Annotated in this window: 31 protein-coding genes; all 31 read right to left on the bottom strand. The window is 51.6% G+C overall.

The genetic code is table 11. The annotated features are described in order from the left end of the window. Positions 1-17: 17 nt before the first annotated feature. The 31 genes from rplQ to tuf are packed head-to-tail and all read right to left on the bottom strand — an operon-like array spanning position 18 to position 16,216. The gene (rplQ, locus tag Q7J88_RS08325) at positions 18-545 is read right to left on the bottom strand and encodes a 50S ribosomal protein L17 (protein ID WP_303721705.1); all 528 of its coding nucleotides are present in this window, start codon (positions 543-545) and stop codon (positions 18-20) included. 34 nt (positions 546-579) lie between these two features. Beyond that, the gene (locus Q7J88_RS08320) at positions 580-1,590 is read right to left on the bottom strand and encodes a DNA-directed RNA polymerase subunit alpha (protein WP_303721704.1); all 1,011 of its coding nucleotides are present in this window, start codon (positions 1,588-1,590) and stop codon (positions 580-582) included. Between the two features lie 37 nt (positions 1,591-1,627). After that, positions 1,628-2,257, bottom strand: a complete 630-nt coding sequence (gene rpsD, locus Q7J88_RS08315; protein WP_303721703.1) for a 30S ribosomal protein S4 — start codon at positions 2,255-2,257, stop codon at positions 1,628-1,630. A gap of 19 nt (positions 2,258-2,276) precedes the next feature. Next, on the bottom strand, positions 2,277-2,672 hold the full coding sequence (rpsK, locus tag Q7J88_RS08310) for a 30S ribosomal protein S11 (protein WP_303721702.1): 396 nt from the start codon (positions 2,670-2,672) through the stop codon (positions 2,277-2,279). An 11-nt stretch (positions 2,673-2,683) separates the two neighbouring features. Further along, positions 2,684-3,052 (bottom strand): 30S ribosomal protein S13, encoded by a 369-nt coding sequence (gene rpsM / locus Q7J88_RS08305; protein ID WP_303721701.1) that lies wholly within the window; start codon positions 3,050-3,052, stop codon positions 2,684-2,686. 20 nt (positions 3,053-3,072) lie between these two features. Beyond that, positions 3,073-3,186, bottom strand: a complete 114-nt coding sequence (gene rpmJ, locus Q7J88_RS08300) for a 50S ribosomal protein L36 (protein WP_029911095.1) — start codon at positions 3,184-3,186, stop codon at positions 3,073-3,075. Positions 3,187-3,244: 58 nt separating this feature from the next. Beyond that, positions 3,245-3,997 (bottom strand): type I methionyl aminopeptidase, encoded by a 753-nt coding sequence (map, locus tag Q7J88_RS08295; RefSeq protein ID WP_303721699.1) that lies wholly within the window; start codon positions 3,995-3,997, stop codon positions 3,245-3,247. A gap of 1 nt (position 3,998) precedes the next feature. Next, a complete protein-coding gene (locus Q7J88_RS08290) occupies positions 3,999-4,646 on the bottom strand; it encodes an adenylate kinase (RefSeq protein ID WP_303721698.1) in 648 nt (215 codons plus the stop codon). A 12-nt stretch (positions 4,647-4,658) separates the two neighbouring features. After that, positions 4,659-5,969, bottom strand: coding sequence for a preprotein translocase subunit SecY (gene secY / locus Q7J88_RS08285; protein WP_369682000.1), 1,311 nt, complete (start codon positions 5,967-5,969; stop codon positions 4,659-4,661). Continuing rightward, a complete protein-coding gene (gene rplO / locus Q7J88_RS08280) occupies positions 5,970-6,410 on the bottom strand; it encodes a 50S ribosomal protein L15 (RefSeq protein WP_303721696.1) in 441 nt (146 codons plus the stop codon). Positions 6,411-6,429: 19 nt separating this feature from the next. Next, positions 6,430-6,609 (bottom strand): 50S ribosomal protein L30, encoded by a 180-nt coding sequence (gene rpmD, locus Q7J88_RS08275; protein WP_303721695.1) that lies wholly within the window; start codon positions 6,607-6,609, stop codon positions 6,430-6,432. 23 nt (positions 6,610-6,632) lie between these two features. After that, a complete protein-coding gene (gene rpsE, locus Q7J88_RS08270; RefSeq protein WP_303721694.1) occupies positions 6,633-7,124 on the bottom strand; it encodes a 30S ribosomal protein S5 in 492 nt (163 codons plus the stop codon). Positions 7,125-7,135: 11 nt separating this feature from the next. Then, positions 7,136-7,498 (bottom strand): 50S ribosomal protein L18, encoded by a 363-nt coding sequence (gene rplR / locus Q7J88_RS08265; protein ID WP_303721693.1) that lies wholly within the window; start codon positions 7,496-7,498, stop codon positions 7,136-7,138. 27 nt (positions 7,499-7,525) lie between these two features. Continuing rightward, positions 7,526-8,062 (bottom strand): 50S ribosomal protein L6, encoded by a 537-nt coding sequence (rplF, locus tag Q7J88_RS08260; RefSeq protein WP_303721692.1) that lies wholly within the window; start codon positions 8,060-8,062, stop codon positions 7,526-7,528. Between the two features lie 16 nt (positions 8,063-8,078). Further along, complete coding sequence (rpsH, locus tag Q7J88_RS08255; RefSeq protein ID WP_303721691.1) at positions 8,079-8,477, bottom strand: 30S ribosomal protein S8; 399 nt, start codon at positions 8,475-8,477, stop codon at positions 8,079-8,081. Between the two features lie 23 nt (positions 8,478-8,500). Then, positions 8,501-8,686 carry a type Z 30S ribosomal protein S14 gene (locus Q7J88_RS08250; RefSeq protein ID WP_303721690.1) on the bottom strand — a complete coding sequence of 62 codons (186 nt, stop codon included), beginning with the start codon at positions 8,684-8,686 and terminating at the stop codon, positions 8,501-8,503. 21 nt (positions 8,687-8,707) lie between these two features. Then, positions 8,708-9,247: a 50S ribosomal protein L5 gene (gene rplE / locus Q7J88_RS08245; protein WP_303721689.1), complete on the bottom strand. Its 540-nt coding sequence runs from the start codon at positions 9,245-9,247 to the stop codon at positions 8,708-8,710. Positions 9,248-9,259: 12 nt separating this feature from the next. Continuing rightward, the gene (rplX, locus tag Q7J88_RS08240) at positions 9,260-9,589 is read right to left on the bottom strand and encodes a 50S ribosomal protein L24 (RefSeq protein WP_369681998.1); all 330 of its coding nucleotides are present in this window, start codon (positions 9,587-9,589) and stop codon (positions 9,260-9,262) included. A gap of 26 nt (positions 9,590-9,615) precedes the next feature. Beyond that, positions 9,616-9,984, bottom strand: a complete 369-nt coding sequence (gene rplN / locus Q7J88_RS08235) for a 50S ribosomal protein L14 (protein ID WP_303721688.1) — start codon at positions 9,982-9,984, stop codon at positions 9,616-9,618. An 11-nt stretch (positions 9,985-9,995) separates the two neighbouring features. Next, a complete protein-coding gene (rpsQ, locus tag Q7J88_RS08230; RefSeq protein ID WP_303721687.1) occupies positions 9,996-10,262 on the bottom strand; it encodes a 30S ribosomal protein S17 in 267 nt (88 codons plus the stop codon). A 16-nt stretch (positions 10,263-10,278) separates the two neighbouring features. Next, the gene (gene rpmC / locus Q7J88_RS08225; RefSeq protein ID WP_303721686.1) at positions 10,279-10,470 is read right to left on the bottom strand and encodes a 50S ribosomal protein L29; all 192 of its coding nucleotides are present in this window, start codon (positions 10,468-10,470) and stop codon (positions 10,279-10,281) included. After that, positions 10,460-10,882, bottom strand: a complete 423-nt coding sequence (gene rplP, locus Q7J88_RS08220) for a 50S ribosomal protein L16 (RefSeq protein ID WP_303721685.1) — start codon at positions 10,880-10,882, stop codon at positions 10,460-10,462. Before rplP ends, rpmC begins: the two co-directional genes overlap by 11 nt. Before the next feature lie 16 nt (positions 10,883-10,898). Beyond that, positions 10,899-11,549, bottom strand: coding sequence for a 30S ribosomal protein S3 (rpsC, locus tag Q7J88_RS08215; RefSeq protein WP_303721684.1), 651 nt, complete (start codon positions 11,547-11,549; stop codon positions 10,899-10,901). Between the two features lie 17 nt (positions 11,550-11,566). Then, positions 11,567-11,899, bottom strand: a complete 333-nt coding sequence (gene rplV, locus Q7J88_RS08210; RefSeq protein ID WP_303721683.1) for a 50S ribosomal protein L22 — start codon at positions 11,897-11,899, stop codon at positions 11,567-11,569. Positions 11,900-11,929: 30 nt separating this feature from the next. Beyond that, positions 11,930-12,211: a 30S ribosomal protein S19 gene (gene rpsS, locus Q7J88_RS08205; RefSeq protein WP_303721682.1), complete on the bottom strand. Its 282-nt coding sequence runs from the start codon at positions 12,209-12,211 to the stop codon at positions 11,930-11,932. Between the two features lie 32 nt (positions 12,212-12,243). Then, positions 12,244-13,071 carry a 50S ribosomal protein L2 gene (rplB, locus tag Q7J88_RS08200; protein ID WP_303721681.1) on the bottom strand — a complete coding sequence of 276 codons (828 nt, stop codon included), beginning with the start codon at positions 13,069-13,071 and terminating at the stop codon, positions 12,244-12,246. A gap of 34 nt (positions 13,072-13,105) precedes the next feature. Next, on the bottom strand, positions 13,106-13,393 hold the full coding sequence (locus Q7J88_RS08195; protein ID WP_369681997.1) for a 50S ribosomal protein L23: 288 nt from the start codon (positions 13,391-13,393) through the stop codon (positions 13,106-13,108). Next, positions 13,390-14,013, bottom strand: a complete 624-nt coding sequence (gene rplD / locus Q7J88_RS08190; protein WP_303721680.1) for a 50S ribosomal protein L4 — start codon at positions 14,011-14,013, stop codon at positions 13,390-13,392. Before rplD ends, Q7J88_RS08195 begins: the two co-directional genes overlap by 4 nt. 26 nt (positions 14,014-14,039) lie before the next feature. Beyond that, complete coding sequence (rplC, locus tag Q7J88_RS08185; RefSeq protein WP_369681996.1) at positions 14,040-14,663, bottom strand: 50S ribosomal protein L3; 624 nt, start codon at positions 14,661-14,663, stop codon at positions 14,040-14,042. 35 nt (positions 14,664-14,698) lie between these two features. Beyond that, positions 14,699-15,007 carry a 30S ribosomal protein S10 gene (gene rpsJ, locus Q7J88_RS08180; protein WP_029911171.1) on the bottom strand — a complete coding sequence of 103 codons (309 nt, stop codon included), beginning with the start codon at positions 15,005-15,007 and terminating at the stop codon, positions 14,699-14,701. Between the two features lie 15 nt (positions 15,008-15,022). Beyond that, on the bottom strand, positions 15,023-16,216 hold the full coding sequence (gene tuf, locus Q7J88_RS08175; protein ID WP_303721679.1) for an elongation factor Tu: 1,194 nt from the start codon (positions 16,214-16,216) through the stop codon (positions 15,023-15,025). Positions 16,217-16,233: the final 17 nt, after the last annotated feature.

Here is a 16,233-nt window from a genome sequence, read left to right as displayed (position 1 = left end):
TTCGATGCAATCTGGAATCAGTCTTCCGACTTTTTCTCCTCGCTCGCTTCTTCGGCAACTTCCTCAGCAGGCTCTTCTACTGCTTCAGTTTCTTCAGCGGCCGCTGCAACTTCTTCGGCAGGCTCTTCAGCAGCAGGGACAGCAGCTGCAGCAGGAGCCGGAGCAGCCTTCTTCGGCTTCGGGGAAAATTCCTCTTCGACCAGCTCGATGATCGCCATCGGCGCGTTATCGCCTTGACGATTGGCCAACCGGATGATCCGAGTATAACCACCGGGACGGTCGGTATAACGCGGAGCAATCATTTCAAACAGCTTGCCAACCACCTTGCGATCGCGGATAACTTGCAAGGCTTGACGGCGAGCATGCAGATCGCCACGCTTACCAAGGGTAATCATCTTATCGACAACTTTACGCAGTTCCTTGGCACGGGTATCGGTGGTGGTGATCTTCTCGCATTCGAAGAAAGAGGTCACCATGTTCCGCATCATATGCTGACGGTGGTCTGGCTTACGGCCAAGACGTCTGCCGGTTTTATTGTGACGCATTGCTTTGCTTCCTTTCTGAACCTTAAAAAGGGGACTATTCTTCGTCCTGTCCTTTTTGAATCAATTTCAAATATTCCGGATCAGGGAAATTCTCCAGCTTCATTCCGAGACTCAAACCCATTTCAGCCAGGATATCCTTGATCTCGTTCAGCGACTTGCGTCCGAAATTCTGGGTTTTCAGCATCTCAGCTTCAGTCTTCTGGACCAGTTCACCGATCAGGTTGATCTGAGCATTCTTCAGGCAGTTGGCACTGCGAACCGAAAGCTCCAATTCTTCAACCGAGCGATAGAGGTTCTCGTTGATCTTCTGAGTCTCGCTATCCTCTTCTTCTTGGACCGGCTCGTCAGTTTCATCGAAATTGATGAAAATCTGCAACTGCTCCTTCAAAATTTTAGAGGCATATGCGACAGCATCCTCAGGCTTTAGACTACCGTCTGTGTTCACTTCCAGCGTCAGCTTGTCGTAGTCGGTAATCTGACCAACACGGGCATTGGACACATTAAAGTTGACCTTGTGAATCGGCGAGAAAATCGAATCAATCGGAATTGTTCCGACCGGCGCATTTTCGTCACGATTCTTGTCAGCTGCGACGTACCCTTTGCCCATGGCGACAGTCATATCGACTTCGAGATCGGTCTCGTCACCACAGGTGGCTATGTGATGATCAGGATTGAGAATCTCAACATTGTTGTCGGTGATAATATCCCCAGCCTTGATCACACCAGCGCCCTTTTGCACGATCCGCACATTCCGCGGATCATGACCATGGAGGCGAACCTTAACGCCCTTCAGATTGAGAATGATGTCAGTCACATCCTCAGTCAGGCCGACGACACTGGAGAATTCATGCTGAACATTCTTGATCCGAACCGAGGTGATTGCAGCGCCCTGTAGTGAGGAAAGCAGAATACGACGCAGCGAGTTGCCAAGCGTGGTCCCAAATCCACGCTCAAATGGCTCAGCAACAAACTTACCATAAGTTTCGGTCAACTCGGTTGCTTCGAGACGCTTCGGTTTGATCAGGTCTCTCCAGTTTTTGTACATATATTGTTTCTCCCTCTCAAGCTAGCTGATGAGGTGATTACTTCGAGTAAAGTTCGACGATCAGCTGCTCTTGGAACTCAGGTGTCGTCAACTCGCTACGGACAGGCAATGTCTTAATGCTGCCCTTAAATGCATCGCGCTCGAGTTCAACCCAAGATGGCAAACCACGACGCATAACGCTGTCGAGCGACTCGTTAATACAAGCGATCTCGCGGCTTTTCTCACGCAGACTGACAACATCTTCCGGGCGAACCAGATACGACGGGATATCAACCTTACCCTCATTCACCTGGAAGTGGCCGTGACGAACCAGGGTACGCGCTTGTGCGCGAGATACCGCAAAACCGAGACGGTAAACAATGCTGTCAAGACGACGCTCAAGCAGCATCAGCAGATTCTCACCGGTAACACCCTTCATCTGGTCAGCTTTTTTGAAGTACAGACGGAATTGTTTCTCCTGAAGACCGTAGGTACGCTTAACCTTCTGCTTTTCGCGCAGCTGGACACCGTAATCGGAAACCTTGGTACGGCGCTGACCATGCTGGCCAGGAGCGTAGTTACGACGCTCGACGGCACATTTATCTGTGTAACATCTGTCCCCCTTGAGGAACAGCTTTGCATTTTCTCTTCTGCATTGACGGCAGACGGGACCTGAATATCTAGACACCTTATTTCTCCTCTACGCTTTAGACGCGACGGCGCTTAGGCGGACGGCAACCATTGTGAGGAATCGGGGTCACGTCCTTGATCATCGTAACAGTCAGACCAGCCAGGGACAAAGCGCGCAATGCAGACTCACGACCACTCCCCGGCCCCTTGACGTAAGCTTCAACCGAACGCATTCCGTGTTCCATTGCCTTGGTAGCAGCTTCTTCAGCTGCCATCTGGGCGGCAAACGGAGTACTTTTCCGGGAGCCTTTGAATCCCTTTGCACCTGCGGTCGACCAAGCAACAACGTTGCCTACCGGATCACAGATGGTCACAATAGTATTGTTAAAAGTTGACTGAATATGCACAACGCCTTTGGCGATATTCTTCTTTTCAACCTTTTTCCGAACGACCTTCTTACCTGACTTAGCCATGATAACTCCGCTTATTTCTTCTTACCGGCAACGGTTTTCTTCGGACCTTTACGGGTACGGGAATTGTTCTTGGTATTCTGACCACGACAAGGCAAACCCTTCCGATGACGCAATCCCCGATAACACCCAAGGTCCATCAGACGCTTGACGTTCATCGTAATTTCACGGCGCAAATCACCTTCGACCACATGACCGCGATCAATGACTTCACGAATCTTCGCCAGCTCAGATTCAGTCAAGTCGTCGGTGCGAGAGTTAAAGTCAACACCTGCTTCCGAAAGAATCTTCTGCGACGTAGTACGACCAATGCCATAGATGTAAGTCATGGCCACTTCAATGCGCTTATTGCGCGGCAAATCGACTCCAGCAATACGTGCCAATGTCTTATCCTCCTAGGGTCTTAACCCTGTCTTTGCTTGTGTTTCGGATTCTCGCAGATGATCCGGATAACGCCTTTGCGTTTAATAACCTTGCACTTGTCACAGATTTTTTTGACCGAAGCTCTTACCTTCATCTTGAGATTCCTTTTCTACTGATATCTCCGCTGATCGACTTTATACCGATCTATTTACTTAATCATCCAGACGGGTCAGGATTTCTGGCCCATTCTCTGTTATTGCGACAGTATGCTCAAAATGTGCTGAGCGTCGACCATCAATAGTCACCGCGGTCCAGCCATCTTCAAGCACCTTTACTGCCGGCAAACCAATATTTACCATCGGCTCAATCGCCAGCGTCATCCCGGCTTTGAGCTGTGGTCCCCGTGCAGGCGGACCATAATTTGGAATCTGTGGATCCTCATGCAACTGGCGTCCGATTCCGTGACCGACAAACTCACGGACCACGCTAAAATGATCCTGCTCAACACGAGTTTGCACTGCATGAGATATGTCAGAGAGTCTACCGCCCAGCTGAGCAGCCGCAATGCCGAGATCCAGAGACTCTTTTGTGACGTCCAGCAGGCGCTGCGTTGTCGCATCGATTTCGCCAACCGGTATAGTTACCGCCGAATCACCGTAAAATCCATCGATGATCAGGCCAAAATCTATACTTAAAATATCTCCCTCCTGCAGCGGCTGCTGATTCGGGAAACCGTGCACCACGCGATCATTCGGTGAGGCACAAATAGTAAAAGGAAAGCCGCCGTAGCCTTTGAAGGCGGGGCGAGCCTTCCATTTTTTGCATTGATCTTCTGCCAGTCGATCAAGCTCTAGAGTCGTAACTCCAGGCTTAATCCGTTCCCGCAGTTGTTGCAGAACCTCGGCTACCATCCGCCCAGCCCTGCGCATCTTCTCAAGTTCGGTTTTCGACTTGAGAACTATCACCTCAGACAGCCTGCAGAATCGACACTATCTGCTGCTGAACAGCAAAAATCTCTTGCATGCCATCAATTGCCTGCAACAAACCTTCTTTGCGATAGTAATCTTCCAGTGGTGCAGTCTGCTGGTGATAAACGTCCATGCGGTTGCGTATCGTAACTTCCTTGTCATCATCACGATGAACAAGCTCGCCGCCGCAGGCGCGACACTTGCCATCTACGCCAGGAGGGTCAAATTTCAAATGGAATCCCTTCCCACAGGCACCACAAGTGCGCCGACCCGTCAGACGTTCGACTAAGGCGTCAGTATCGACTTCGAGGGAAACAACCGAATCAAGATCCTTACCCAGCTCCGCCAGAACATCTTTCAATGCATCAGCCTGAGGAACTGTACGCGGAAAACCATCAAGAATAAATCCAGCTTGGCAGTCATTTTCCTGCAAACGCTCACGGACAATGCCGACAACGACTTCGTCAGGCACCAAGGCACCGGAATCCATACATTCCTTTGCCTTCATCCCCATGGGTGATTGCGCTTTAACAGCGGCACGCAACATATCACCTGTCGAAATCTGCGGAATTCCGAGCTTCTCGACCAGCATCGCAGCCTGAGTGCCTTTCCCCGCCCCTGGAGGACCAAGCAATACAAGTTTCATATCAATCGAACCTTAACCCTGCCGGCCCTTCAACGAAACGCCCTTCATAAAACCTTCATACGAACGCGAGATCAAATGTGCCTCAATCTGCGACGCAGTATCCATCCCGACACCAACAACAATCAACAACGAAGTCCCGCCAAAGAAAAACGGTACATTCAGTTGATTGATCAGCAATGTCGGCAACACACAGACCAGCGAGATATAAATCGCACCAGCGAAGGTCAGTCGTCCAAGCACTGTATCAAGATAGTCGGCAGTTTCCTTCCCAGGACGAATTCCAGGCACAAAACCACCTTGATTCTTGACGTTTTCGGCAACATTTACAGGGTTGAAGGTAATAGCCGTGTAGAAGTAGCAAAAGAAAACGATAAAAGCAACATAAAAAACGTTGTAGACCCAGTGGCTCGGAGCCAACACCGCTGATACTGATTTTACCCAGGGAGCATCGATAAAATTCGCGATAGTCGCGGGAAACATCATGATCGAACTGGCGAAAATCGGTGGAATAACTCCACTCATATTGATCTTCAATGGTAAGTGACTGGCCTGACCGCCCATGTTGCGCATTCCGACAACCCGCTTGGCGTAATGAATCGGTACCCGACGTCTCGCACTCTCCATATAAACAATTGCCGCAACCACAATCAGCATCAAGGCAAGAATAAACACGACAGTCGTAACGGTCATGGCTCCGGTTTCCACCAGTCGCATCGAGTTGACGATTGCCGAGGGAGTTCCTGCTACGATACCGGCGAAGATAATCAGTGAAATACCGTTACCGATGCCACGTTCGGTGATCTGCTCACCAAGCCACATGATGAATGCAGTACCAGCTGTCAAAGTAATAACGGTCATCAAGATGAACCCGATACCTGGATTAGGCACCACCGGCTCACCGGCGGGGCCAACCATCCCCTGAAGACCAGTTGCAATACCCGTCCCCTGGATGATCGCCAGAGCAATCGTTCCATAACGGGTGTACTGGGTAATTTTTTTACGCCCCTGCTCTCCCTCTTTGGAGAGCTTTTCAATCGGCTCGAAGACCACTGTCAACAGCTGGAAAATAATCGAGGAGCTGATATAGGGCATGATACCGAGAGCAAAAACTGCCATCTGCTTCAGCGCACCACCCGTGAATGCCGAAACCAGACCGAGCAGTGTCCCCTCTGTCCCTTCAAAAAACTTTGCCAGAACATGCGCGTCAACACCCGGTGTCGGGATGTGACAGCCGACCCGATAAACAGCCAGCATGCCAAGCGTAAACATAATCCGGCGCCGCAGCTCCGGAATGGCAAAAATATTTTGCAGGGTCGACATGATTTAGAGTACCTCGGCTTTACCGCCTGCAGCCACAATTTTCTCAGCGGCAGACTTGCTGAATTTATGAGCCTGTACAGTCAGCGCTTTGCTGATGTCGCCATCAGCTAGAATCTTGACGCCATCCTTAACTCCGCTGATCAAACCAGCATTGCCAAGAGCCTCAATATCGACGACGGCGCCGGCATCGAACGCGTCGAGATCGCGCAGGTTAACCAAAGCATAGACTTTCTTATTCAGCGAAGCAAAACCGCGCTTCGGCAACCGCCGCTGAAGGGGCATCTGACCACCTTCGAAGCCAGGCTTTACGCCACCGCCGCTGCGGGCATTCTGGCCCTTATGCCCCTTGCCAGCAGTCTTCCCGGCACCAGATCCGGGGCCACGGCCAATGCGCTTTCTATTTTTTGTCGAACCGGCAGCCGGTTTCAGATTACTTAAATCCATCTTGCTATCCTCTGCGTTATCAGTCTTCGACCGTAACCATATGTTCGACCTTGCGGATCATCCCACGGATTTCCGGGGTGTCTTTCAAGGTCACTGTCTGATGCAGACGCTTCAGCCCAAGTCCTTTAAGAACCTTGCCGAAATATTCCTTACGCCCGATCGGACTACGCTTCAGGGTGACTTTCACTTCTGTCGCCATTTTTCAGTCCTCCTCAACGTCGTTTAGTCGTTGGCAATGCCGCGACGGGCGTTGATCTCTGCCGGGCTCTTCAGCATCTTCAGAGCATTGATAGTCGCTTTGACCACGTTGTGTGGGTTGTTGGATCCGAGGCACTTGGTCAAAATATTGCCGACGCCGACAGCTTCCAGAATCGGGCGAACAGCACCACCGGCAATCACACCGGTACCTTCAGATGCAGGCTTGAGCAGCACCTTCCCGGCACCATACTTGCCGATAACATCGTAAGGAATGGTTCTACCATCCTGAATCGGTACCTTGATCAGACTTTTTCGAGCCTGCTCGACACCTTTACGGATAGCCTCAGGAACCTCTTTCGCCTTACCGAGACCATACCCGACATGACCTTCGCCATCGCCTACAACGACGAGTGCAGAGAAGCTGAAACGACGACCGCCTTTAACAACTTTGGCGTTACGGTTGATATGAATGACCCGATCGGTCAATTCCAATTTATCAGGATCAATGTGCAGCACAGCCCTTCTCCTTAAAGCTTCAGTCCGGCTTCACGTGCAGCATCAGCAAGCGCCTGGACACGCCCCTGGTACAGGAAACCGTTACGGTCGAAAACGACCTGAGTAATGTTCTGGTCAAGAGCCTTTTTTGCAATAGCGGAACCGACTGCCTTGGCTGCCTCCACATTGCCGCACTGAGCCAAATCGATATCTTTGCTGACAGTCGAAGCTGCCACCAGGGTCTTCCCGGTAGTGTCCTCGATAATCTGGGCATAAATATGCTTGGCGCTGCGGAAGACGGAGAGCCGGGGGCATTCAGTGGTCCCACGCACTTTTTTTCTAACACGCGCCTGACGCTTCAAACGAGCGGCACGTCTTTTTTGGGATTCGTTCACAGTAATGCTCCTATACGTTTATGATTCTTACTTACCGGCCTTACCAGCCTTACGCACGATGCGCTCGTCCGCATACTTAATCCCCTTGCCTTTATAAGGCTCCGGGGCACGGAAAGAGCGGATCTTTGCTGCCGCCGAACCAACCAACTGCTTGTCGATACCTTGCACCGACAGCTTGGTCTGCTTCTCAACCTCTACGGTAATTCCTTCCGGAAGCTCATAGACAACCGGATGCGAATATCCGAGGCTCAGAGTCAGAATCTTGCCGCTGATCTCAGCCCGGTAACCAACGCCGTTGATCTCAAGAACTTTCTGAAAACCGGTGGTCACACCGACGACCATGTTGTTAATCAGTGCACGGGTCAACCCATGCAGAGCAGTGTCTTGCTTGTCATCGGTCGGACGGGTCACCAGAATCTGCTCGGTTTCGACCGCAATATTCATCCGCTCGTGCAATTCCTGAGACAAGGTTCCCTTCGGACCCTGGACAGTCATCTTGGTGCCATCGAGGGACACCTTGACACCGGCAGGAATGGCGACAGGTAATTTACCAATACGTGACATTGTCGTAACTCCTTGCTTACCAAACGGTGCAGATAACTTCGCCGCCGACTTCAGCCTTGCGAGCAGCGACATCGTCAAGAACACCTTTTGAGGTCGACAAAATCGAAGCCCCAAGGCCATTCTTCACACGAGGAATTTCCCCCTTACCAACGTAGACACGCCGACCCGGGGTCGAAACCCGCTTGATCTCATGGATAACCGGGGTCTGGTTGTCATCATATTTCAGATAAATCCGCAACATACCCTGCTTGTTATCGCTGATGGTTTTGAAATTTTTGATATAGCCAAGATCCTTCAGGACCGTGGTTACTGCAACCTTCAAGTTGCTGGAGGGGATATCAAGTTTAGCGTGTCCTGCCATCCCGGCATTACGGATGCGGGTCAGCAGATCCGCCATCGGATCGGTCATCGACATTTTCTAGCTACTCCTCTTTGCTGTTACCAGCTGGACTTGACAACACCAGGGACTTTCCCTTCGGATGCCAGTTTCCGCAGACAAATTCTGCACATATCAAACTTACGATAATAAGCGCGCGGACGACCGCAGATCGGACAGCGGTTGTACTCACGGACCGCGAACTTCTTCGGCCGCTTCGCTTTAGCAATCATAGACTTCTTAGCCACAATATCCTCCGCTATCCGGTGCTATTTTCTGAACGGCATGCCGAGTCCAGCCAGCAGAGCGCGGCCCTCTTCATCGGTCTTTGCCGTGGTTACAATAGTGACGTTCAAACCGGAAACCTTGGCGATCTTATCCAGATCGATCTCCGGGAAAATCAGCTGCTCGCGGATACCAAGAGTATAATTACCGCGACCGTCAAATGCCTTCGGGGTAACTCCCTTGAAGTCACGGACACGCGGCAAAGCAACATTGATCAGACGGTCAAGGAATTCCCAGGCACGATTCTGACGCAAAGTCACGCAGGTACCAATTGCCATCTCTTCACGCAGCTTGAAGGTTGCGATCGACTTTCTGGCTTTGGTGATCACAGCCTTCTGACCGCTGATCCGCTCCAGTTCTTCAACTGCTGATTCCAGCAGTTTCGGATTCTGAATCGCCTCACCGAGGCCCATGTTCAGAACGACTTTCTCGATTTTTGGAACTTGCATAACGTTCTTGTATCCAAATTCCTTCATCAGGGCAGGAATCTGCTCCTGAATATATGCCTGTTTCAACCTGGCCATCGAACTCTCCGTTTACTTATCTACGCTCGCGTTACACTTTTTGCAGTAACGGGCCTTGCTGCCATCGTCCAGCTTACGGATACCTGTCCGTGCTGCTTCGTTACAGGAGCTGCAAACCAGCATTACATTCGAAATGCTCAAAGCAGCTTCCTTCTCCACAATCCCACCTTCCGGATTCAGTTGGCTGGGACGGGTATGGCGCTTTATAACGTTGAGGTTTTCCACCACAACGCGACCCTTGGCCGGAAAAACGCGCAGGACTTTACCAGTCTTACCCTTTTCCTTGCCGGCGATAATTTTCACCATGTCATCTTTTTTGACATGAATTTTTGCAGTAGCCATCGCTTCGACTCTCCTACAGTCAGAAATTAAAGAACTTCAGGGGCCAGCGAGACGATCTTCATAAAATGACGAGCCCGCAACTCTCTGGCGACAGGGCCAAAGATCCGGGTCCCGATCGGCTCATTCGCATTATTGATAACAACCGCTGAGTTGTTGTCAAAACGAATGAAGGAACCGTCCGGACGAGGGATTTCCTTTGCAGTGCGGACGATAACAGCACGCACAACATCACCCTTCTTGACCTTCGAATTCGGCAGTGCTTCTTTCACACTGCAAACAATTACGTCGCCGATACCGGCGTACACACGCTTGGACCCACCAGGAACTTTAATACAACAAAGTTTCTTAGCACCTGAATTGTCCGCCACGCTGAGCATTGATTGCATCTGGATCATGACTTACTCTCCTACGCGATAACGGCCTTCTCCAGGATCTGGCGGACACGCCAGCGCTTGTCTTTCGACAAGGGCCTGGTTTCGACAATCAGAACTTTATCACCAACGCCACAACTGTTCGCCTCATCATGGGCCTTACAGTTGACCTTGCGCTTGATGTACTTTTTGTAAACGCTGTGCTTGACCAGATGATCGACCCGAACTACCACAGTCTTGTCCATCTTGTCACTAACTACAACGCCGATCCGGGTTCTCCGGTTACCTCGTTCTTGACTCATTTTTCCCTCACACCCGCTAGGCATTCAGCTTGCTGGTCAGCACGGTTTTGACACGGGCAACATCTTTACGCACCTGTGAGACCCGGGCTGTATTTTCCAGATGACCGGTATGAAGCTGAAAACGCAGGTTAAACAACTCCTGCTGCAGTTCAGCCTGCTTTGCCTGCAACTCTTCGACACTCAGGTCTTTAATTTCACTAGCCTTCATCGCCGGCCTCTCTTTTCACGAACTTGGTCTTCATCGGCAGCTTGTGGGCGGCCAGACGAAACGCTTCGCGAGCCACTTCTTCAGTCACACCCTGCATTTCATAAATGACATGCCCCGGCTTAACTACGGCGACCCATTTTTCTGGGGAGCCCTTACCTTTACCCATCCGCGTTTCAGCAGGCTTGCTGGTCAACGGCTTGTGTGGGAAAGAGCGGATCCAAATTTTACCGCCCCGCTTAATATAACGGGTCATAGCACGACGAGCAGCCTCGATCTGACGGGAAGAGAGCCAGCCACACTCCAGTGCCTGCAACCCGAAATCTCCGAAGTTCACCTCAGTGCCGCGGCTCGCCTGACCAGTCATCCGGCCGGTAAACTGCTTCCTACGCTTAACCTTCTTCGGCATTAACATGATGAATTACCCCTGATCAGCCTGCCGGCTGTTCCTTCTCTTTGCCAAGGACTTCGCCCTTGAAAATCAGGACTTTGACACCGATAATCCCGTAGGTGGTCATCGCCTCGGCGAAACCATAATCGATATCGGCACGCAGGGTGTGCAGTGGCACACGACCTTCACGGTACCATTCAGTCCGGCTCATTTCCGCACCACCCAGACGACCGGCGCAGTTAATCTTGATCCCTTTGGCACCGAACTTCAATGCCATGCTGACGCTACGCTTCATCGCGCGACGGAAAGCGACGCGACGTTCAAGCTGCAACGCAACATTCTCGGCGACCAACTGAGCATCAACCTCAGGCTTACGGACTTCCTGAATATTAATGAAGCACTCATCATCAGTGATCTTTGCCAAATCCTTCTTCAGCACTTCAACTTCGGAACCCTTCTTACCGATGATGATGCCAGGTCGTGCGGCAAAAATATTGATCTTGACTTTATTGGCAGCACGCTCCAACTCGATCTTGGAAATACCTGCATGATAAAGACGCTTCTTCAGGAAATTGCGCAGTTTCAAGTCTGCATGCAGCTTCTCGGAATAATCCGCATCCGCATACCAGCGCGACTCCCAAGTCCGGTTGATCCCCAGACGAAATCCTATTGGATGAACTTTCTGGCCCAAAGGGTCACCTCCTCGACTTACTTAACGTCCAGAACCACGGTGATGTGGCTGGTCGGCTTACGAATCCGGCTGGCACGCCCCTGTGCACGGGGCATAAAGCGACGCAAAACCGGACCCTGATCAACCATAACTGTTTTAACAAACAGTTGGTCGACATCAGAGACGCCCTTTTGCTCTGCATTCGCAACAGCTGATTTCAATAGTTTAGAAAGAATGGGCGCGGTCTTCTGCGGGGAAAACTGAAGGATGTTCATCGCTTCCTGAATCCCCTTGCCGCGTACCATATCGACAACCAGTCTCGCCTTCTGTGGAGAAAGGCGGACGTTCCTTAATTTAGCTTGTGTTTCCATTGTTCGGAACTCCTGTCAGGTCTCGCGGACTTACTTTCTGACCTTGCTCTTTTTATCAGCACCGTGACCATAATAGGTTCGGGTCGGCGCGAATTCGCCCAGCTTGTGGCCAACCATGTTCTCTGTCACAAACACGGGGACGAACTTTTTACCATTATGCACGGCAAAAGTCGAGCCGACGAATTCAGGAATAATGGTCGAACGACGCGACCACGTTTTGATCACCTTATTCCGATTCGCTTCACCTTCGAGGTCCACTTTACGCAACAGGCACTCCTGAACGTAAAAACCTTTTTTAATTGATCTTGCCACGGCTGTCTCCTAGAACCTGTATCTTAAAAAAATTACTTCTTATTCCGACGACGGACGATGAACTTATCAGTACGTTTATTGGTCCGGGTCTTGTAACCCTTGGTCGGCACACCCCAGGGAGTAACCGGGTGACGGCCACCAGAGCTCTTACCCTCACCACCACCATGCGGGTGATCAACCGGGTTCATCGCAACACCACGGGACTGCGGACGCTTGCCAAGCCAGCGGTTCCGACCGGCTTTACCGATCTTGACCTTTTCATGATCAAGGTTGCCAACTTGCCCGATGGTAGCCACACATTCCTGAAGAACCAGCCGAACCTCCCCGGAAGGCAGACGCAGCTGAGCGTAACGTCCTTCCTTGGCAGCGATCATCGCGTAGGCCCCGGCGCTACGAGCGAGTTGCCCACCCTTTCCCATCTTCAGTTCGACATTGTGAACCCAAGTACCGAGAGGAATCGACTTGATGGTCATGGCATTACCCGGAGTGATGTCAGCAGTTTCACTGGCGACCACGGTATCACCGACATTCAGGCCCTTAGGTGCCAGAATATAGCGCTTCTCGCCGTCAACGTAGAACAACAGGGCAATGTTAGCACTGCGATTCGGGTCGTACTCGACCGAAGCAACTTTGGCCGGCACCTCTTTCTTATCACGACGGAAGTCTATAATCCGATACTTCTGCTTGTGACCACCACCTGTGTGACGCTTGGTGATACGCCCCTTATTGTTGCGGCCACCGCTCTTATTCAGCGGTGCCAGCAACGATCTTTCGGGCGTAGTCTTGGTGATTTCCTCGAAGGTCAAGGAAGTCATATGACGTCGACCAGCGGAGGTCGGATTAAATTTCTTGATACCCATGATTAGCTACTCCATGCCTGCAAGACACGCGGCCTTACACACCATAAAAATCGATATTGTGCCCCTCAGCGAGAGTCACATAAGCTTTCTTCCAGTTACTGCGCTGACCAATATTGTAGCCTACGCGCTTCACCTTGCCGCGCTGCTGAATGGTGTTAACCGACTGAACCTTGACATCAAAAGCTTTCTCGACAGCCTGTTTGATCTCAATTTTGTTCGCAGTCTTGGCCACTTCAAAAGCAACAACCTGATTCTCTTCTTTCAGCAGATTGGCCTTCTCAGTAATCAGCGGCTTGCGGATAATCTCATACAGAGGCTTCATTTTTCCAATGCTCCTTCAATCTCGCTCACCGCAGCGTCAGTCAACACTAGGTTCGGGTATTTGAGGATATCGTAAACATTCACGCCTTCTGCACGCAGCACCTTGACATTACGCAGGTTACGAGCAGAAAGCTCAACCTTCGGGTCGGCCTGATCGATAACCACCAGAGCCCCCTCCAGTTCGAACTTGTTGATCAGCTGTGCAAATGCTTTTGTGCTGATCGCCTCAAGGTTGAATTCCTTGATGACGGTCATTTTCTCAGCCTGATAGCGGGCCGAGAGAGCACTACAAAGCGCTGCTTTCTTGACTTTGCGATTCAGCTTGAACGCATAAGAACGAGGCTGCGGACCGAACACCACACCACCGCCGACAAAGTGCGGCGCACGAGTGGTACCCTGGCGAGCATTACCGGTCCCCTTTTGCCGAAACGGCTTTTTACCGCCACCGGCAACGGCGCTGCGATTCTTGACCGCTGCAGTTCCTTGGCGACGGGCGGCCAGCTGATAGCGGACCATATCGTGAAGCAGGTATTCCTTAACTTCGGTGTTGAAAACCGCATCAGCGATTTCCCGCTCACCGACCTGCTGCTTGTCCTGATCAAAAATTGTTACAGTTGCCATTATTTAATCTCCTGTATCCGCTGCGCTTAGGCCTTGATTCCCTTGCGGATCACGACCAGACCGTTTTTCGGACCGGGCACGGCACCACGCACAAGGATAAGGTTCTGCTCCGGGCGCACATCGACAACGATCAGGTTCTGTGTGGTAACACGGATGTTCCCCATCTGACCAGCCATCTTCTTGCCCTTGAAAACTTTTGACGGCCATGCGGATTGACCGATAGAACCGGGGCCACGCTTAAACATGGAACCGTGGCTTGCGCGACCACCAGCAAATCCCCAACGCTTCATAACGCCCTGGAAACCTTTACCCTTGCTGGTACCGGTTACATCAATACGATCCCCAGGCTTAAACATGCCACAGGTCACCTCATCGCCAATTTGACAGTCTGCGTCGCTGCTGAACTCACGAATGTGAGCAAAAGCACCCTTGCCTGCTTTCTTGAAATGGCCCATCGCAGGTTTGTTGGTGCGATGCGTCTTCTTGGCACCGAAGCCAAGTTGTACAGCTTCGTAGCCATCGCTATCGGCAGTCTTCTTTTGCAGGATGGTGCAGGGACCTGCCTCAAGCACGGTCACCGGAATCCGCTGCCCATCGGCAGCGTAAACCTGACTCATCCCGATTTTCTTTCCTAACAGTCCGTTGATCATTGCTGTTGCCCTTAATTCGCTATTGCAGGATCAGCTTAGAGCTTGATCTCAACATCAACACCAGCCGACAGATCGAGCTTCATCAGTGCATCGACAGTCTGCTGGGTCGGTTCCATGATATCCAGAAGGCGCTTGTGAGTCCGGATCTCGAACTGTTCACGGCTCTTCTTGTCGACATGTGGACCACGCAGCACGCAGTACTTGTTGATCACAGTCGGCAACGGAATCGGGCCGACCAGACGAGAACCGGTACGCTTGGTGGTGTCGACAATCTCAGCAACTGCTTGATCGAGCAGTGAGTGATCGTAGGCCTTCAGACGAATTCTGATTTTCTGTGTAGACATTACTTTATATCCTTCTTACTCGACGACTTCACTAACAACGCCGGCGCCGACAGTGCGGCCACCTTCGCGGATAGCAAAACGCAGTTCCTTATCCATTGCGATCGGGGTGATCAGCTCAACTTCCATAGCGATGTTGTCGCCAGGCATGACCATCTCAACACCTTCAGGCAGAGTCACAACTCCGGTCACGTCCGTGGTCCGGAAGTAAAACTGAGGACGATAGCCTTTGAAGAACGGGGTGTGACGACCACCCTCTTCCTTGGTCAGGATGTAGGCCTCAGCCTTGAACTTGGTGTGCGGCTTGATCGAACCCGGCTTACACAGAACTTGGCCACGCTCGATATCTTCACGCTTGACGCCGCGCAGCAGGATGCCGACATTATCGCCTGCCTGACCCTGATCGAGCAGCTTACGGAACATCTCGACACCAGTAACAACAGTCTTAGTGGTGTCCTTGATGCCGACGATCTCGACTTCTTCGGAAACCTTGACAATACCCGACTCGACACGACCAGTAGCAACGGTACCACGACCAGAGATCGAGAAAACGTCCTCGACAGGCATCAGGAATGGCTTGTCGATGGCACGCTCCGGCTCCGGGATATACTCGTCAACCTGCGCCATCAGCTCAAGAATCTTGTCCTTACCGATCTCGTCGTCACGACCTTCCAGAGCAGCCAGCGCGGAACCGGCAATGATCGGAATGTCGTCACCCGGGAAGTCGTAGCTGGAGAGAAGCTCGCGGATTTCCATATCGACCAACTCGAGGAGCTCTTCATCATCGACCATATCGGCCTTGTTCAGGAAGACGACCATGGCCGGAACGCCGACCTGACGTGCGAGCAGGATGTGCTCACGGGTCTGAGGCATCGGGCCATCAGCAGCGGAGACAACCAGAATCGCACCGTCCATCTGTGCAGCACCGGTAATCATGTTCTTGACGTAGTCAGCGTGACCCGGGCAGTCAACGTGAGCGTAGTGACGGTTCGCAGTCTCGTACTCAACGTGAGCGGTAGCAATAGTGATACCACGCTCGCGCTCTTCCGGAGCATTATCGATCTGATCGAACGCCTTAACCTCACCAGAACCCATGGCTTCCGCCAGAACCTTGGTGATTGCTGCAGTCAGAGTGGTCTTACCGTGGTCAACGTGACCGATGGTCCCGATATTGACGTGCGGCTTTGTCCTCTCAAATTTCTCCTTGGACATGATTCGTCTCCTCTTTC

Source organism: Malonomonas rubra, assembly GCF_003247215.1.
Classification (GTDB): Bacteria; Desulfobacterota; Desulfuromonadia; order Desulfuromonadales; family Geopsychrobacteraceae; genus Malonomonas; species Malonomonas rubra_A.
This window is presented reverse-complemented; position numbering and strand designations above follow the sequence as displayed.

Bases quoted from the DNA above. Each gene is read 5' to 3' on its own strand.
- rplQ (WP_303721705.1), bottom strand. From the start codon at position 545: ATGCGTCACAATAAAACCGGCAGACGTCTTGGCCGTAAGCCAGACCAC.
- Q7J88_RS08320 (WP_303721704.1), bottom strand. From the start codon at position 1,590: ATGTACAAAAACTGGAGAGACCTGATCAAACCGAAGCGTCTCGAAGCA.
- rpsK (WP_303721702.1), bottom strand. From the start codon at position 2,672: ATGGCTAAGTCAGGTAAGAAGGTCGTTCGGAAAAAGGTTGAAAAGAAG.
- rpmJ (WP_029911095.1), bottom strand. From the start codon at position 3,186: ATGAAGGTAAGAGCTTCGGTCAAAAAAATCTGTGACAAGTGCAAGGTT.
- Q7J88_RS08290 (WP_303721698.1), bottom strand. From the start codon at position 4,646: ATGAAACTTGTATTGCTTGGTCCTCCAGGGGCGGGGAAAGGCACTCAG.
- rplO (WP_303721696.1), bottom strand. From the start codon at position 6,410: ATGGATTTAAGTAATCTGAAACCGGCTGCCGGTTCGACAAAAAATAGA.
- rpmD (WP_303721695.1), bottom strand. From the start codon at position 6,609: ATGGCGACAGAAGTGAAAGTCACCCTGAAGCGTAGTCCGATCGGGCGT.
- rplF (WP_303721692.1), bottom strand. From the start codon at position 8,062: ATGTCACGTATTGGTAAATTACCTGTCGCCATTCCTGCCGGTGTCAAG.
- rpsH (WP_303721691.1), bottom strand. From the start codon at position 8,477: ATGTCGATGACCGATCCGATGGCGGATCTGCTGACCCGCATCCGTAAT.
- rplE (WP_303721689.1), bottom strand. From the start codon at position 9,247: ATGGCCAGGTTGAAACAGGCATATATTCAGGAGCAGATTCCTGCCCTG.
- rplX (WP_369681998.1), bottom strand. From the start codon at position 9,589: ATGGCTACTGCAAAAATTCATGTCAAAAAAGATGACATGGTGAAAATT.
- rplN (WP_303721688.1), bottom strand. From the start codon at position 9,984: ATGATCCAGATGCAATCAATGCTCAGCGTGGCGGACAATTCAGGTGCT.
- rpsQ (WP_303721687.1), bottom strand. From the start codon at position 10,262: ATGAGTCAAGAACGAGGTAACCGGAGAACCCGGATCGGCGTTGTAGTT.
- rpmC (WP_303721686.1), bottom strand. From the start codon at position 10,470: ATGAAGGCTAGTGAAATTAAAGACCTGAGTGTCGAAGAGTTGCAGGCA.
- rplP (WP_303721685.1), bottom strand. From the start codon at position 10,882: ATGTTAATGCCGAAGAAGGTTAAGCGTAGGAAGCAGTTTACCGGCCGG.
- rplV (WP_303721683.1), bottom strand. From the start codon at position 11,899: ATGGAAACACAAGCTAAATTAAGGAACGTCCGCCTTTCTCCACAGAAG.
- rplB (WP_303721681.1), bottom strand. From the start codon at position 13,071: ATGGGTATCAAGAAATTTAATCCGACCTCCGCTGGTCGACGTCATATG.
- Q7J88_RS08195 (WP_369681997.1), bottom strand. From the start codon at position 13,393: ATGAAGCCTCTGTATGAGATTATCCGCAAGCCGCTGATTACTGAGAAG.
- rplD (WP_303721680.1), bottom strand. From the start codon at position 14,013: ATGGCAACTGTAACAATTTTTGATCAGGACAAGCAGCAGGTCGGTGAG.
- rplC (WP_369681996.1), bottom strand. From the start codon at position 14,663: ATGATCAACGGACTGTTAGGAAAGAAAATCGGGATGAGTCAGGTTTAC.
- rpsJ (WP_029911171.1), bottom strand. From the start codon at position 15,007: ATGTCTACACAGAAAATCAGAATTCGTCTGAAGGCCTACGATCACTCA.
- tuf (WP_303721679.1), bottom strand. From the start codon at position 16,216: ATGTCCAAGGAGAAATTTGAGAGGACAAAGCCGCACGTCAATATCGGG.